The organism is Chryseobacterium sp. YR221, assembly GCF_900176315.1.
Taxonomy (GTDB): Bacteria; Bacteroidota; Bacteroidia; order Flavobacteriales; family Weeksellaceae; genus Chryseobacterium; species Chryseobacterium rhizosphaerae.
The window spans coordinates 139,490-155,413 of sequence record NZ_FWXM01000003.1 but is presented as its reverse complement, the minus strand read 5'-3'; the positions used below and the strand labels follow the sequence as shown (position 1 = coordinate 155,413).

Annotated in this window: 14 protein-coding genes; 11 read left to right on the top strand and 3 right to left on the bottom strand. The window is 36.7% G+C overall.

What is annotated here, in order from left to right; genetic code table 11:
- Nucleotides 1-18: 18 nt before the first annotated feature.
- The 10 genes from B8967_RS09965 (at nt 19) to guaA (ending at nt 12,356) form a co-directional block, all read left to right on the top strand.
- Nucleotides 19-1,878 (top strand): glycoside hydrolase family 13 protein, encoded by a 1,860-nt coding sequence (locus tag B8967_RS09965; RefSeq protein ID WP_084085990.1) that lies wholly within the window; start codon nt 19-21, stop codon nt 1,876-1,878.
- Between the two features lie 7 nt (nt 1,879-1,885).
- Nucleotides 1,886-2,407: a nuclear transport factor 2 family protein gene (locus B8967_RS09960; RefSeq protein ID WP_084085989.1), complete on the top strand. Its 522-nt coding sequence runs from the start codon at nt 1,886-1,888 to the stop codon at nt 2,405-2,407.
- 13 nt (nt 2,408-2,420) lie between these two features.
- Nucleotides 2,421-3,800: an MFS transporter gene (locus tag B8967_RS09955; protein WP_084085988.1), complete on the top strand. Its 1,380-nt coding sequence runs from the start codon at nt 2,421-2,423 to the stop codon at nt 3,798-3,800.
- Nucleotides 3,801-4,279: 479 nt separating this feature from the next.
- The gene (locus tag B8967_RS09950) at nt 4,280-5,008 is read left to right on the top strand and encodes a pirin family protein (protein WP_047485334.1); all 729 of its coding nucleotides are present in this window, start codon (nt 4,280-4,282) and stop codon (nt 5,006-5,008) included.
- A 101-nt stretch (nt 5,009-5,109) separates the two neighbouring features.
- The gene (locus B8967_RS09945; RefSeq protein ID WP_047485332.1) at nt 5,110-5,661 is read left to right on the top strand and encodes an NADPH-dependent FMN reductase; all 552 of its coding nucleotides are present in this window, start codon (nt 5,110-5,112) and stop codon (nt 5,659-5,661) included.
- Between the two features lie 308 nt (nt 5,662-5,969).
- Nucleotides 5,970-6,962, top strand: coding sequence for a phosphoribosylformylglycinamidine cyclo-ligase (purM, locus tag B8967_RS09940; protein ID WP_047485331.1), 993 nt, complete (start codon nt 5,970-5,972; stop codon nt 6,960-6,962).
- Between the two features lie 143 nt (nt 6,963-7,105).
- On the top strand, nt 7,106-7,669 hold the full coding sequence (gene purN, locus B8967_RS09935; RefSeq protein ID WP_084086298.1) for a phosphoribosylglycinamide formyltransferase: 564 nt from the start codon (nt 7,106-7,108) through the stop codon (nt 7,667-7,669).
- 168 nt (nt 7,670-7,837) lie between these two features.
- Complete coding sequence (gene purH / locus B8967_RS09930) at nt 7,838-9,355, top strand: bifunctional phosphoribosylaminoimidazolecarboxamide formyltransferase/IMP cyclohydrolase (protein WP_047485328.1); 1,518 nt, start codon at nt 7,838-7,840, stop codon at nt 9,353-9,355.
- Nucleotides 9,356-9,443: 88 nt separating this feature from the next.
- Entirely contained in the window at nt 9,444-10,682 is a 1,239-nt protein-coding gene (gene purD, locus B8967_RS09925; RefSeq protein WP_047485326.1) for a phosphoribosylamine--glycine ligase, read from the top strand.
- 114 nt (nt 10,683-10,796) lie between these two features.
- A complete protein-coding gene (guaA, locus tag B8967_RS09920) occupies nt 10,797-12,356 on the top strand; it encodes a glutamine-hydrolyzing GMP synthase (RefSeq protein ID WP_373866352.1) in 1,560 nt (519 codons plus the stop codon).
- Nucleotides 12,357-12,409: 53 nt separating this feature from the next.
- On the opposite strand, the gene B8967_RS09915 is transcribed toward guaA, so the two are convergent.
- A complete protein-coding gene (locus B8967_RS09915) occupies nt 12,410-13,057 on the bottom strand; it encodes a hypothetical protein (RefSeq protein ID WP_084085987.1) in 648 nt (215 codons plus the stop codon).
- Between the two features lie 54 nt (nt 13,058-13,111).
- On the opposite strand from B8967_RS09915, the gene B8967_RS09910 reads away from it, so the two are divergent.
- Nucleotides 13,112-14,620, top strand: a complete 1,509-nt coding sequence (locus B8967_RS09910; protein WP_084085986.1) for a carbon-nitrogen hydrolase family protein — start codon at nt 13,112-13,114, stop codon at nt 14,618-14,620.
- Between the two features lie 102 nt (nt 14,621-14,722).
- Here the strand turns inward: B8967_RS09910 and B8967_RS09905 are convergent, their stop codons facing one another.
- Together B8967_RS09905 and B8967_RS22460 are read right to left on the bottom strand one after the other, a co-directional pair.
- The gene (locus B8967_RS09905) at nt 14,723-15,364 is read right to left on the bottom strand and encodes a hypothetical protein (RefSeq protein ID WP_084085985.1); all 642 of its coding nucleotides are present in this window, start codon (nt 15,362-15,364) and stop codon (nt 14,723-14,725) included.
- Between the two features lie 203 nt (nt 15,365-15,567).
- The gene (locus B8967_RS22460) at nt 15,568-15,732 is read right to left on the bottom strand and encodes a hypothetical protein (RefSeq protein WP_167449345.1); all 165 of its coding nucleotides are present in this window, start codon (nt 15,730-15,732) and stop codon (nt 15,568-15,570) included.
- Nucleotides 15,733-15,924: the final 192 nt, after the last annotated feature.

Genomic DNA, 15,924 nt, shown 5'->3' with positions numbered 1-15,924 from the left:
GCTAAATTGTCCATTACTATGAAGACAATTTATGCAGCATTAGCCCTTTCCGTAGCTTCTGCCGCTTTTTCTCAAAGAACATTGGAAAAAGTAGAGCCGGCATTTTGGTGGAAGGGAATGAAAAACCCCGAACTACAGCTTTTAGTGTACGGGAAAGATATCGCGAATCGTGAAATCACTCTTTCAGATGGTATACAGATTAAGGATGTTCAGAAAGTTGAAAATCCAAACTATGTTTTTATTACTGTCAATACCGGTGAAATAAATGTTCCTAAGTTTTCTATCAATATCAAAAAAGGGAAGAAGAATCTAGCCTCTTATATGTACGAACTGAAACAGAGAGAACCTAATTCTGCAAACCGGGAATCTTTTACCTCAAAAGATGTCATGTACCTGATTATGCCGGATCGTTTTGCCAACGGTGACGAAAAGAATGATTCCAAACCGGAACTGACAGAGAAAGTAGACCGCAGTTTACCCAATGGCAGACATGGCGGAGATCTTCGGGGAATCATTAATAACCTGGACTATATTCAGAACCTTGGTGCCACAGCAGTTTGGTTAACTCCGGTGAATGAAGACAATGAAAAAGTCTATTCCTATCATGGATATGCCCAAACTGATCTCTATACAATAGACGCCCGATACGGAATCAACGAAGAATACAAAAGTTTATCCCACGAACTGAATAAAAGGAATATGAAGCTGGTGATGGATTATGTGACCAACCACTGGGGAACTTCACACTGGATGATCAAAGATCTTCCAACAAAAGATTGGATTCATTGGTTTAAGGATGGAGATGAAGGCTTCAAACGTTCCAATTATAAAACCACCACACAGTTTGATACCAATGCTTCAGATATTGATAGAAAATATGCACTGGATGGCTGGTTTGATAAAACAATGCCTGATATCAATCAAAACAATCCTTTAGTTTTAAAATACCTGACACAAAATGCGATCTGGTGGATAGAATATGCAGGATTAGGAGGCTTTCGTGTAGATACCTATCCTTATAACGATAAAGAAGCGATGGCAAAATGGGCCAAAGCGATTACCGACGAATATCCCAAATTTAATATCGTAGGCGAAACCTGGCTATATACAGCAGGGCAAATTTCAGCCTGGCAGAAAAATTCCAAAACAGGGGAAGCAGCAGGCTATAATTCCAATTTACCGTCAGTAATGGATTTTATGCTGTTTGCAGATATGCCAAAGGCTTTTAAAGAAAAAGAAAGCTGGAATACGGGAATGATAAAAATTTACGATTCTTTTACCAGCGATTTCCTGTATCCGGATATTAATAATGTACTGGTATTCTTTGAAAATCATGATACCGAAAGATGGAACGAAATCTTCAATGCAGATCCCAAAGCTTATAAAATGGGCCTTGCCATGATTTCCACAGTCCGCGGAATCCCCCAGATTTATTACGGATCTGAAATAGGAATGCGTGGAGATAAAAACAAAGGAGGAGATGCAGATATCCGCAGAGATTTTCCCGGCGGATGGAAATCAGATAAACAGAATGCATTCAATCCGTCAAAACAAACCGCTGAACAAAAAGAATTCTTTCAGTTCACCAGCAAATTACTGAACTGGAGAAAAGGTAAAGAGGTGATCCATAACGGTAAAACTAAAAATTACGTTCCTCAGGATGGTATTTTTACTTATTTCAGATATAACGAAAAAGAAAGCGTAATGGTGATTGTGAATAATAATGAAAAAGATCAGACGTTAGACTTAAAACGTTTTGAAGAATCACTCAAAGGATTTTCAAAAGGAAAAGATGTTATTTCAGGAAAAGAACTGACAATACAAAACAGCGTAATGGTACCTGCAAAAACCCCGTTGATCATCGAACTTGAAAAATAATTACTTTATGAAAAAATTAATAACAATACATACACTGATCCTGTTCTTATTAGGATTCTCTGTACTTTCCGCACAATCAAAAAATGGATTTGAGAAAGAAAAGTCGGAAATCAGTACAATGCTTGATGCATTCAATGTAGCTGCAGCAAAAGCAGATTACAACGCCTATTTTAATTTCTTTGCGGATGAATCTACCTTTATTGGAACAGATGCTACTGAAGTTTGGAATAAAAAAGAATTCATGGTTTGGGCAAAACCTCACTTTGACAAAAAGAGAACCTGGAATTTTACCTCTCTTAAAAGAAATATTTATTTCAGTAAAGATGGAAAGCTGGCCTGGTTTGATGAGTTATTGGATACTCAAATGAAAATATGCAGGGGTTCAGGAGTGGTAGAAAAAATCAACGGAAGCTGGAAGGTAAAGCAATATGTCCTTTCTGTGACGGTTCCTAATGATGTGGTAGATAAAGTAGTTGCTGAAAAAACAGCCCTTGAAGATGTGCTGATCCAACAGTTGAAAACTAAATAATATCATAAAAATAATGGCTAAAAAAATAAAACCGGAGCTGTCAATTAGCCGGATTATCAACATGAGTATGGGATTCCTGGGAATCCAGATGGCTTTCGGACTGCAGAATGGAAATGCAAGCCGTATCCTTGCCAATTTAGGAGCTGATGTTCATGAATTGTCATGGTTCTGGCTCGTAGCCCCCATTACCGGACTGATTGTTCAGCCCATTATCGGGCATATGGGAGATAATACCTGGAGTCCTTTAGGAAGAAGAAAGCCTTATTTCCTGATTGGAGCCGTTTTGTGCGCAATAGGATTGGTATTACTTCCTAATGCTGCTTCCGTAACTCAGATGTTTGCCGCCAATGCACTTTTATTAGCTGTTATTTTTCTCGCTATGATGGATGCTTCCGTTAATATTGCCATGGAACCCTTCCGGGCACTAGTGGGAGATATGCTTCCGAAGCATCAGGGAACATTAGGGTTTTCCATACAGACGATTTTAATTGGTATTGGAGCGGTCCTTGGCTCATACCTGCCGGATTGGTTAACAAAACTAGGCGTTTCCAATGTCGCTCCAGAAGGCTTTGTGGCAGATAATGTGATTTATTCTTTTTATGTGGGGGCAGCGTTGCTCTTGGCAGCTATCCTATATACCATTATAAGTACCCGGGAATACTCTCCTAAGGAGTTTGCCGAATTCGAGGAAGATGAAAAAGAAAAAGAACATTCCAGGTTTTCAGATATCTTTAAAGATTTTGCAACGATCCCGACCCAGATGAAAAAACTGGGGATTGTTCAGTTTTTCTCCTGGTTTGCATTATTTACCATGTGGGTATTTACCACAAGTGCGCTGGCAACTCACCATTTTGGGCTTTCCCCGGAAGATACCCATTCTAAAGAATTTAATAATGCCGGAGATTTAACCGGTAAATTATTCGGAATGTATAACCTTTGGGCAGTTCCATTTGCCTTTTTACTAACACCTATTGCCAAATGGATTGGTAAAAAACAGACTCACGCATTAGCTTTACTTTGCGGGGGTATGGGACTGATCTCTATGTATTTCATTAAAGATGTAAACCATCTTTGGGTTTCCATGATAGGGTTGGGTTTTGCCTGGGCAAGTATTCTGGCAATGCCCTATGCAATGTTGATTGAGGTAATTCCACAAAAGAAAATGGGAGTTTATATGGGAATATTCAATTTTTTTATTGTAATCCCACAGATCATTAATGGTTTGTTTGGTGGGCCTATTGTAAGCAATGTTTTTGGTAAACAGGCAATGGATTATGTCGTGGTAGGAGGTGTTTGTATGCTGATTGGAGCTGTGGTTACTATGATTTTTATTCAGTCAGATAACGAAACACCCAAAAAAATTGAAAAAGAAATTCAACAGGTACATTTTTAGCTAGGAGCTAGGCTTGGGAGATGGAAAAATGAAACCGCAGGTATAGCATCTATAATATAAAACAACAAAATTAATATTCAATAGGAGTGGGCTTTAGCCCACTCTTATATTTTCCAATATTTCCAAAGGCTTCAGCCCCAGCCTATACCCTGCATTTTTTAGGGCGCCCTGAAAGAATCTAAATACGGATTATTTAATAATCTCTTCATCCATTAGCTTATCAATCACTTATCAATCACCCGATCATCCATAAAAAACACCTGTAAAATTTTATCACAGATAAAATCCTTGCGCCCTAAAGCATTAGGCAGAAAAAAAAACTAGCGTCCTTGCGTGTAAACAATATATCATACAGGAACTTCATAAGCCTATTGGAAATCTTAGCTTCCTCCTTTTCTCTCAACAATTTCCTTTCTTAACCTACATCAACAATTTCCTATTGTACATCCCGTACATTTGTACCATAAATAATCACAGAAATGAAAACAGTATATCATAAAGCAGATTCAAGAGGCCATGCCGATCATGGTTGGTTAAATTCATACCATACATTCAGTTTTGCAAACTATCAAAACAGAGAAAGAACAAACTTCGGTGTTTTGAGAGTATTGAATGATGATACCGTTTCTCAGGGAATGGGATTCGGAACACACCCTCACAGAGATATGGAAATTATATCCATTCCTTTAGAAGGAGATCTGGAACATAAAGATTCAATGGGAACTACAGCAGTGATCAAAAAAGGAGAAATCCAGGTGATGAGTGCCGGAACCGGTGTAATGCACAGTGAATACAATAAAAATAAAGATGAAGCGGTGAAATTTTTACAGATCTGGGTTTTTCCTAAAGAATTGGATGTTGAACCGAGATATGATCAGAAAAGCATAAAAGAAGGAGAAAAGATCAATGGTTTTCAACAGATTTTGTCACCAAATAAAAATGATGACGGAGTTTGGATCCATCAGGATGCATGGTTTAATCTGGCTAATTTTAAAAAAGGAAACGGTAAAAACTATATGCTCAACAAAAAAGGAAACGGAGTCTATGCTTTTGTTTTAAAAGGAAGTGCTAAAGTGGGCGACCGTATCCTCAATGAAAGAGACGGGTTGGGAATCTGGGATACCCAAAGCTTTAATATTGAAGCAGAGGAAGACACAGAAGTACTATTAATGGAAGTGCCCATGGAATTGCCTGCTTATCTTAAATAAAAAACTAAATTTGTATCCTTAAAAATTAAAAACAATATAGAATGATCATCAACAAAATTCTTGCAGATGGTGATTGTATACAAAAAAAATAAATACTACATATGAAAATTTTAGCAATAGCAGGAAGTAATTCTGAGGCTTCAATGAACAAGCAGTTGGTGGCTTATGCATCAACATTATTTGAAAATGCAGAAGTAGAGGTAGTGGATTTGAATCCTTTCGAAATGCCCATCTATAAGCATGAGAGAGAATTAGCAGGAGGTGTTCCTCAGCAAGCCCATGATTTTGCAGCCAAAATTGATGGAGCAAACTTATTACTGGTTTCTTTAGGAGAACATAACGGAACCTATTCTACAGCATTTAAAAATGTGTTCGATTGGGTATCGAGAATCAAGGACAGAACCGTATGGAATGAAGTGCCAATGTTATTGATGTCTACATCCCCTGGAGGTAGAGGAGGAGCCGGAGTTTTGGAAGCAGCATCAAAGCGTTTCCCTTTCCATGGTGGAAATGTAGTAGAAACATTCTCGCTTCCTTTCTTTAATGATAATTTTGATAAAGCAGGTCAGAAGATTTCTAACGAAGAGAAAGACAGTGAATTAAAAGAAAAAATTAAGAAGATTGCAGCCATTGAATCGATCCTTGAAAAATAGAATTTGAATATTCATTTAAAATTACTATTTTTGCAAAAAGAAAAGAGATGAAAATTCAGACCTCCTATAAACAATGTTTTTCTGAGAAAGGGAAAACTGTGGGCTCTGAAATTCTGAGATAAAATAACGGCCGATAATCTGAAAAGATTGTCGGCTTTTTTGTTTTCTAAATTGAATATAAAAAGTAATTATTAAAATAAAATGTACCAATATACTCATGTACCAATTTACCAATTCTCCGGTTTCCAAAGTGAAGCTATTGTTATATTGCTAAACTGATATATTGTTACATTATTAAATTATTAAACATGAGCAACACTTACAAATCAGCAGGAGTAGACAAAGAAGAAGGGTACAAAACGGTTGACAAGATCAAAAAAGCGGTCGGTGAAACCCATAATTCTAATGTACTGAATCAGTTGGGAAGCTTTGGTGCTTTCTATGAAATCGGAGGATATAAAAACCCAGTCCTTGTTTCAGGAACAGATGGAGTAGGAACAAAACTGAAAGTAGCTTTGGATACCAAAAAATATGGTTCCATTGGTATCGACTGTTTTGCAATGTGTGCTAATGATATCCTTTGTCATGGTGCAAAACCACTATTCTTCCTGGATTATTTAGCTTGTGGAAAGCTGGATTCAGAAATCGCAGCAGAAATCGTGCTGGGAATGGTAGAAGCTTGTAAGGACAACAACTGTGCATTGATTGGTGGAGAAACTGCTGAAATGCCGGGAATGTACCAGCCGGGAGATTATGATGTTGCTGGATTCTGTGTAGGAATTGTAGAAAAAGACCAGATTATTGACGGTTCTAAAATTAAAGCAGGTAACAAGATTATTGCATTACCAAGCTCAGGATTCCACTCAAACGGATTCTCTTTAGTAAGAAAAGTATTCCCGAACTTTGAAGAAGAGTTTGAAGGAAAACCTTTATATGAAACACTTTTAGTTCCAACAAGATTATACTTCAAAGATATTCATAAAGTATTGGAAGAAGTGAAAGTAGGAGGAATTGCTCACATTACGGGTGGAGGACTTTACGAAAACGTTCCTAGAATTATTCCGGAAGGATTATGTGCTTCTATTGACGCTTCCAAAGTTAAAATTCCAAGTGTTATGCTTGAATTGGAGAAAAGAGGTGGAATTGCACGTGAAGAAATGTACGGAACTTTCAATATGGGAGTAGGGATGATCATCGTAGTTGATACTGAGCATGCTGAAAAAGTATTGCACCTTTTGGATGATGCTTACGAAATCGGAGAAATCACTGAAGGAGCAGAAAAAATCGATTTAAAATTTTAGAAGCTTAATCCCGCTTTTCGCTATATCTTTTTCGCCAATGCTTTTTTACAAAGCCATTTCAAAAAAGGATGCCGCTGCAATCGGGGCTAATTAAAGAAAGCCTTGTCAAGGTTCTAAACCTTGACAAGGCTGCCAAAAAAAATATGAAGAACATCGTTGTACTTGTATCCGGTTCAGGAACCAATCTGCAGAGAATCATAGATACTATTGAAGCTGGAGAAATCCAAAATGCAAAAGTAGCTTTGGTAGTAGCTGACAGAGAATGCTACGGATTGGAAAGAGCAAAAAACCATCATATAGATACTGTACTCATTCCAAGAGGAAAAAATTTCAGCAGTGAGCTGGCTAAGATAATCCCTGAAAATACAGATTTAATTGTATTGGCAGGATTCTTATCCATTTTAAAATCTGAATTCTGTGAGAATTGGACAGGTAAAATAATCAATATTCATCCTGCATTACTTCCCAAATTCGGAGGAAAAGGAATGTGGGGGATGAACGTGCATCATGCCGTGATAGAAGCCGGAGAAAAAGAAAGTGGTGCTACGGTACATTTTGTGACTCCGGGAATTGATGAAGGAGAAGCTATTCTTCAGAAGTCTTTTGAAGTAATACCGGAAGATACTCCTGAAACATTGGCAGGAAAAGTTCACCAGATTGAATATGAAATATTTCCGATAGCGATCAATAAGGTCCTGGGAAATTAATAAATATACCAATGTACTAGTGTAGCAGTTTACCAATACTAAAGGTATTGTTACATTACTAGATTGATACATTGATAAGAAAATCTAAGTAAAATAAAAGTAAGTTCGGAGGTGAAAGACCCGGACACAGTTTGAAATAGCTGTAAAAAGTAAAAAATTGAAAGTAAAATGAGTAAAAAGAGAGTTTTAATCAGTGTTTCTGACAAAAGTGGATTAATTGAATTCGCGCAGTTTTTGGAAGCTCAGAATTATGAGTTGATTTCTACAGGAGGAACGTTCAAACATTTGAAAGACGCTGGTTTAAATCCCATTCAGATTGATGAGGTTACCAATTTCCCTGAAATGTTGGACGGTAGGGTGAAGACGTTACACCCTAAAGTTCACGGAGGATTACTGGCTGTTCGTACCAACGAGGAGCACATGAAAACCGTTCAGGAACACGGAATTGGTTTGATAGACATGGTTATCGTAAACCTTTACCCTTTCTTTGAAAATGTAAATAAAGACATTTCTTTACATGAAAAGGTAGAATTCATCGATATCGGAGGCCCTTCAATGCTTCGTTCTGCAGCAAAAAACTTTGACTCCGTTACTGTAATTACTGATGTGGAAGACTATACAGCAGTAAAACTGGAAATGGAACAAAACGGAGATACTTACATCGAAACCCGTAAAAAGCTGGCAGGAAAAGTATTCAACCTTACTTCCGCTTATGATGCTGCTATTTCAAGAATGCTTTTAGATGAGGAATATCCTACCTACTTAAATGCATCTTATAAAAAGGTTTCTGACTTAAGATACGGTGAAAATCCTCATCAGACAGCAGCTTACTATGTTTCTACTTTTGAAAACGGGGCAATGAAAGACTTCGAACAGCTTGGAGGTAAAGAGCTTTCTTTCAATAACCTACGTGATATGGACCTTTGCTGGAAAGTAGTTACTGAATTCAAAGAAGAAATGGCTTGTTGTGCCGTGAAACATTCTACACCTTGTGGTGTGGCTATCGGAACTTCAGCTTTGGAAACTTACCAAAAAACTTTCGAATGTGATCCTGTCTCTATCTTTGGCGGAATTGTTGCAATGAACTACACAATAAATGCTGCAACAGCTGAAGAGCTGAACAAAACATTCCTTGAGATTGTGATGGCTCCGGATTTTGACGAAGAAGCGCTGGAAGTTTTAAGAAAAAAGAAAAACTTAAGAATCATCAAAATTGTAAACCCTGTTTCTGATAAGCAGACTTGGGTAAAAGTAGACGGTGGTATCTTGGTTCAGGATAACGATACTTACTTCTCTGATGATATCAAGGTAGTTACTGAGGTACAGCCTACTGAAGAACAGAAAAAAGCTTTACTTTTCTCACAGAGAGTGGTAAAATACGTGAAGTCAAATGCAATTGTTGTTTCCAACGGAGTTCAGGCTTTCGGAATCGGTGGAGGACAGGTTAACAGAATCTGGGCAACACAACAGGCTATTGAAAGAGCAAAAGAAAAATTCTCAGGAGATCTTGTATTAGCTTCTGATGCATTTTTCCCTTTCCGTGACGTAGTGGATTTCTGCGCTCAGGAAGGTATCAAAGCTATCATTCAGCCAGGAGGAAGTGTAAAAGATCAGGACAGTGTAGAAGCTGCCAATGAACACGGCATCCCAATGATGTTTACAGGTGTGAGACACTTTTTCCACTAATTAAAATAGAATTAAAAAATAATTAGGGATTGTATTTATAGCATTCAAAATTATATATTTGTAAATTAGACTAGATAATAAATAAAGTATGAGAATATTAATCATAGGTGAAGGCGGTAGAGAATCTGCTCTGGCGGCAAAACTTCAGAATGACCCTAGAATTTCTAAAATGTTTTTTGCCAACGGGAATGCTACTACCGATGTAATAGGAAAAAATGTTCATTTATCAGAAATCAAAGAACTTAGAGATTTCGCTATTAAAGAAAAAGTTGACTTAACGATTGTAGGTCCTGAGGCTCCATTGGTAGCCGGTTTAAAGGATGAATTTAAGCAGCACGATCTTAAAGTTTTTGGTCCTACTCAAAAAGTGGCAAGCTTGGAAGGAAGTAAAGCTTTCTCTAAGAAGTTTATGCAGACCTATGATATCAAAACAGCAAAAGCTGTAGTATTTGATTCATATAACGAAGCTAAAGAATATGTACAGACACAGGAATATCCTTTAGTAATCAAAGCAAGCGGTTTAGCAGGCGGAAAAGGAGTGGTAATCTGTGATACACTTGAAGAGGCAGAAGCTACCATTCATGATTTCATGATCAGAAGAATCTATGGTGATGCCGGTATCCGTTTAGTTATTGAAGAATATTTACAAGGTTTTGAAGCTTCAATTATTGCATTCTCTAACGGAGAAAAATTATTCCCTTGTATCGCAGCAAAAGACTATAAGAAGGCTGGAAAAGGAGATACAGGACCTAATACAGGAGGTATGGGTTCAGTAGCACCAAGCCCTGAATTTACTCAGGAGCATTATGCAGACTTCGAACAGAATATTTTAGAGCCTACCGTTAAAGGTCTTAAAGCAGAAGGTTTCAGCTTTAAAGGAATCATTTTCTTCGGATTAATGATCACTAAAAAAGGAACTTATCTTCTTGAATACAACATGAGGTTCGGAGATCCTGAAACTCAGGTATTGATGGCTCTTATGGAAAACAATCTTCTGGATGTAATTCAGGATTGTATGGACGGAAAAGATATTGAGCTTAAGTTTAAAGACGAAAAAGCAATATGTCTTGTTATGTGTTCGGGAGGATATCCAAGAAATATCGAAACAGGTTTCGAGATTACAGGAGAAGATAAAGTAACCCACAGTAAATTATTATACGCAGGGGCTATGAGAAAAGGAGACAAAGTGGTTTCCAATGGCGGTAGAGTTCTGAACATTGTAGCGACAGGAGCTACTTTCGAAGATGCCCGCAAGAAAGTTTACGAAGATGCAAGCCATGTACATTTCGATTACGGCTTCTACAGAGAAGACATCGGAAAGTTCTAATAAAAATCACGGAAAAAGATTTGGAGACATTCCAAGTCTTTTTTTGTAAAACAGTTAATATTAAATAAGATGCCGGATCTCAGACTTCAGACCTAAAAATCTGATGTCTTACATCTGATATCTTTAAAAAATCAATCATCAAAAATGAACAACGGTATTATTATTTTAGATTTCGGATCCCAGTACAACCAGCTTATCGGAAGAAGAATCCGTGAGATGGGGGTATACTCTGAAATCTTACCTTACAATACACCTTTACAAGATATTTTAGCAAAACAACCTAAAGGAATCATCCTTTCCGGGGGGCCAAGCTCTGTAAATGCAGAAAATGCTCACCTGGTTGAGAAAGCATTATATGAGCAGGGAGTTCCTGTATTGGGAATTTGCTACGGAATGCAGATGACAGCTCACCTTTTAGGAGGTAAAGTAAATAAAGGAGAAAAAGGAGAATACGGTAAAGCAAACCTGGAAATCGTTAAAGAGAGCTCTTTATTAAAAGGGGTTACTCAAAACTCTGTGGTTTGGATGAGCCACTTTGATGAAGTGGGGGAGCTTCCTGCAGGTTTTGAATTAAATGCAAAATCAGGAGTAATTGCTTCTATTTCCAATGAACAAAGCAAAATCTACTGTGTTCAGTTCCACCCGGAAGTTTCGCATACCGAAGAAGGAGGGAAAATGCTGGAAAACTTTGTTTTTGCAATTTGTAATGCAGAGAAGAACTGGAAGCTGACTAACTATATCGAAAAAACAGTTGAAGAAATCCGTGAGAAAGTAGGTGACCACAAAGTAATCCTTGGTCTTTCAGGAGGTGTAGACTCTTCGGTAGCAGCAGTGTTGATTCATAAAGCAATTGGTGACCAGTTGACTTGTATCTTTGTAGATACAGGATTATTGAGAAAAGATGAGGGGAGAAAAGTAATGGATCAATATGGAGAACATTTCCATATGAACATTAAAATGGTAGATGCTCAGGAAAGATTCCTTTCAAAATTGGCGGGAGTAGATGATCCGGAAGCGAAGAGAAAGATTATCGGAAACGAGTTTATTCACGTTTTTGATGAAGAATCTCACAAAATTGAAGGTGCTAAATTCCTTGCTCAGGGGACCATTTATCCTGATGTTATCGAAAGCCAGTCTGTAAACGGACCATCTGCAGTCATTAAATCTCACCACAATGTGGGAGGTCTTCCTGAAGATATGGAATTCGAATTATTAGAGCCATTAAGAGAGCTTTTCAAGGACGAAGTAAGAAGGGTAGGAGAAGAATTGGGAATTCCTCACCACATGGTATACAGACACCCTTTCCCTGGACCAGGATTAGGAATCAGAGTATTAGGAGCTGTAGATGCTGAGAAAGTAAGAATACTTCAGGAAGCTGACGATATTTTCATTGAAGAATTATATAAAAATGACCTTTACGAAAAAGTATCTCAGGCATTTGTAGTTCTTCTTCCTGTAAAATCTGTAGGAGTAATGGGAGACGAAAGAACTTACGAATATACAGCAGTAGTTCGTTCTGCTAATACCATTGACTTCATGACTGCAACATGGAGCAGACTTCCTTATGAATTCTTAGATACTGTTTCAAGCAGAATTATCAACGAAGTAAGAGGAATCAACAGAGTAGCTTATGATATTTCAAGTAAACCACCTGCAACTATTGAGTGGGAATAATCTTGAATTGAATTGACAATATAAATCCTGCCCTTTTGGGCAGGATTTTATTTTTAGTAAAGCATAGGATCAAAAGAGTGATAATATTGGTTTTCTTTCCAGGGAAATTTTGTAATTATTTCATCATTATTAAGGAAGTCTCTTAACGAATAATCATCATCCCGGAAATAAACTTCTTCGATAGAATCATCCTGTTTATATTTAAATTCAATATTAGGTATTGTTTCATTCTGGAATTCATAATCAAATACAGAAGGATCACCATAGAAGTTTTTAAATTTTTCAGTTTTAAATCCTGTTATCAGATCTATTGCACAGCCGGCTAATTTTCTATTTCTATTATCAAATACTAAAATACCCTTGCCCAACAGACTTCGATTACGATAAAATATGTACTCCCATTGTGTATCTCCCTGATTGTTCTTTTCTTTATTATAATAGAATGTCCAGGGCTTGCCAAATGATCCAATATCTATATGATTATTAATGATTTCTGATGATTCTTCCTCAGGAGAAAGATAAACTTCACCTCCTAATTGTTCAATTTGCTGTGTTCTGTAGTTTTTTAAAAACCGTTCTATTTTTTTAAGCTCATTAGTGGTAGAATCATAAGTTAAACAGTTAAATTCTGAAAGCTTATGAAGCTGTTCTTTCGGTATTTCAATATTATTTTCATCAGTGTATTTTATGTAAGTACCCACTTCTATTATATTTTCTTAATTATTTTTCCCTAAATTTAGGTAAAATTACATCAAATGCAAATAGAAACAAGACCCCTGAGTGTTCAGGATTATGATGAACTGGTTGTAACAATGAAGCGTGCCTATCCCCAGATGTCGGAATCAATCTGGTCTAAAAAAAGCATTGAAAAACTTACAAGGATATTTCCCAAAGGTCAGATCTGTATTACAGTAGATGGAAAACTGGCTGCCGTAGCGCTTTCCATTATTGTGAACTATGATGAGTTCGGGGATGACCACACCTATGTGGATATTACAGGGAATTATACATTTAATACCCATTTGTCAACAGGAAATGTATTATATGGAATCGAGGTTTTTGTAGATCCGGAGTTTCGTGAGCTGCGCCTGGGAAGAAGACTTTATGATGCCAGAAAAGAATTATGCGAGCTTCTTAATCTGAAATCAATTATTCTGGGTGGAAGGATTCCGAACTATCATAAATACAGTCATGAGCTTTCTCCCAGAGAATATATACGCAGGGTGAGAGACAAGGAAATTTATGATCCTGTATTGTCCTTCCAGCTTTCCAATAACTTTCTGCCCATAAAGATTCTGAAAAAATACCTTCCTGAAGACGAGTCGTCACTGGAAAATGCTGTTTTGCTGCAATGGAATAATATCTATTACAGTAAAAAACCGAATACCATGCAGGACAGCATTATCCGTTTAGGACTGGTACAATGGCAGATGAGGCATTTTAAGAATATTGAAGCCTTTTATGAGCAGGTAGAGTTTTTTGTCAATGTAATGGGAGACTACAAATCAGACTTCGTATTATTCCCTGAACTTTTCAATACCCCTTTGCTGGCACCCTTCAATAAACTTTCAGAAAGAGACAGTATGATAGAACTTGCCAAATTAAGTGAGGATATTAAAAACAAAATTTCCGAACTGGCGATTAGCTACAATGTAAATATTATCTCCGGAAGTATGCCTGTTTTTGATCATGATAATAATGATTTGTATAATGTCAGCTATCTGCTGCACAGAGACGGCCGCATAGATGAATACAGAAAAATCCATATTACCCCGAATGAAAGAAAATATTACGGAATGAAAGGAGGGAATGAAATTAAAGTTTTTGATACCGACTGTGGCAAAATAGGCCTGGTAATTTGCTATGATGTAGAATTTCCGGAATTACCGAGAATTTTAGCAGATCAGGGCATGAAGATATTATTTGTCCCTTATCTTACAGATACTCAGAATGCCTATATCAGAGTGCGCCATTGTGCTGCAGCAAGAGCTATTGAAAATGAATGTTATGTAGCCATTGCAGGATGTGTAGGAAATCTTCCGGGGGTTAATAATATGGACATCCAGTTTGGACAGGCTGCTGTATTTACTCCTTCAGATTTTGCTTTTCCGTCTAATGCCGTGAAAGGGGAAGCTACCCCAAATACGGAAATGACCTTAATTGTGGATGTAGACTTAAACTTACTCAAAGATCTTCATCATAATGGATCAGTACAGGTCATGAATGACAGGAGAAAAGACCTTTATGATACTTACCTGAAATAACGGGTATAAAAATGTAATACTTAAAAACCACCTCAGTAACAGAGGTGGTTTAAAAACGGATCTATGAATAAATAAATTGGAGAAGTTTAAGTAAGGGCTTCCTTATACTTTTTTATTGTGCTTTACTGCATCTACGAGTAGCTGCTCATTCTCTTTATATGTTTTTAACTGTGATGGGCTCAGGATAGCTTCAAAATCTTTATTGGCACTTTTAAATCCATCAGTAATGATGCGACGTGCTTCCTGATCATTTGTTTTTTTCTTGCTTTTATTCCTTTTATCCAGCACATTCTGCATACCTTCCGCTGCTTTAAGATTGATCGTATAAGCTTTTGGAATCTGCTCATCAGTAAGATCCAGTAAAGAGATCATCACTAAAGTTCTGTAGCCTGCCAGTTCTTTTATCCTGTTGTTTTCAAACTTAGTCATTTGTTCAGGTGTCAGGATTGTCTTTAATGATTTGTCACGCTGTACCATGATCCCTATTAATTCACTGGAAATAGCTTTGTTATTCAGGATATTGGAATTGTCTCCCACTTTTTCATCGAGTGTATCCAGAGATTCAGCTGCTACTTTATTAAAATATAAAGCTTTATTGGTTTGGCTTTCAGTAAGATTTAAATAATCCATTTTAGAAGTCATTGCTTCGGCAATTGAGTTGGCAGAACCCATTTGTGCTTTTAACTGAGCTGTTATGGTAAATAATATGGTAAACAGACCTATTGAAATAATTTTTCGCAACATAATTTGGTTTTTTACTATTTATTGTATTATGATACAAATGTATGTTGCAGAAGAATTTTTCTTATTATCCAAAATCCTTTTTTTATTGTTCAAAATTCTCCATTTGTAGATATATTTTTTTAATTTGATAAATAAAACAAAAAAAATCCGGAGATAATTCTCCGGATTTAACTATTATCCGTTGTCAGGACCTGAATTTATTATTATTTATACTGCGGACATACTACAGCGGGGCAAATTAATCCCGGGCACTGAGGTCTTCCATCAGTAGGACAACACTGATGTGAGCAGTTACCGATGATGATACCACTCCCTGCAATACCTTTTAATTGTTCTCTTGAAAGTTTGTTGTTACGTAAATTTTTCATTTTGTAATACTTTTATTGGTTTGTTTTCTTGTACGCTGTAAATATAGAAAAATATATTACATTTTATCACTAATGTTAGAATTTTATTATTATGATTGGTTTTAATGCTGTAAAATATTGATTATGTATTTGAAATTTTTAATATCTGCTTTAGAATGATTATATTTATTTTTTAATAAAAACTAAAAAATT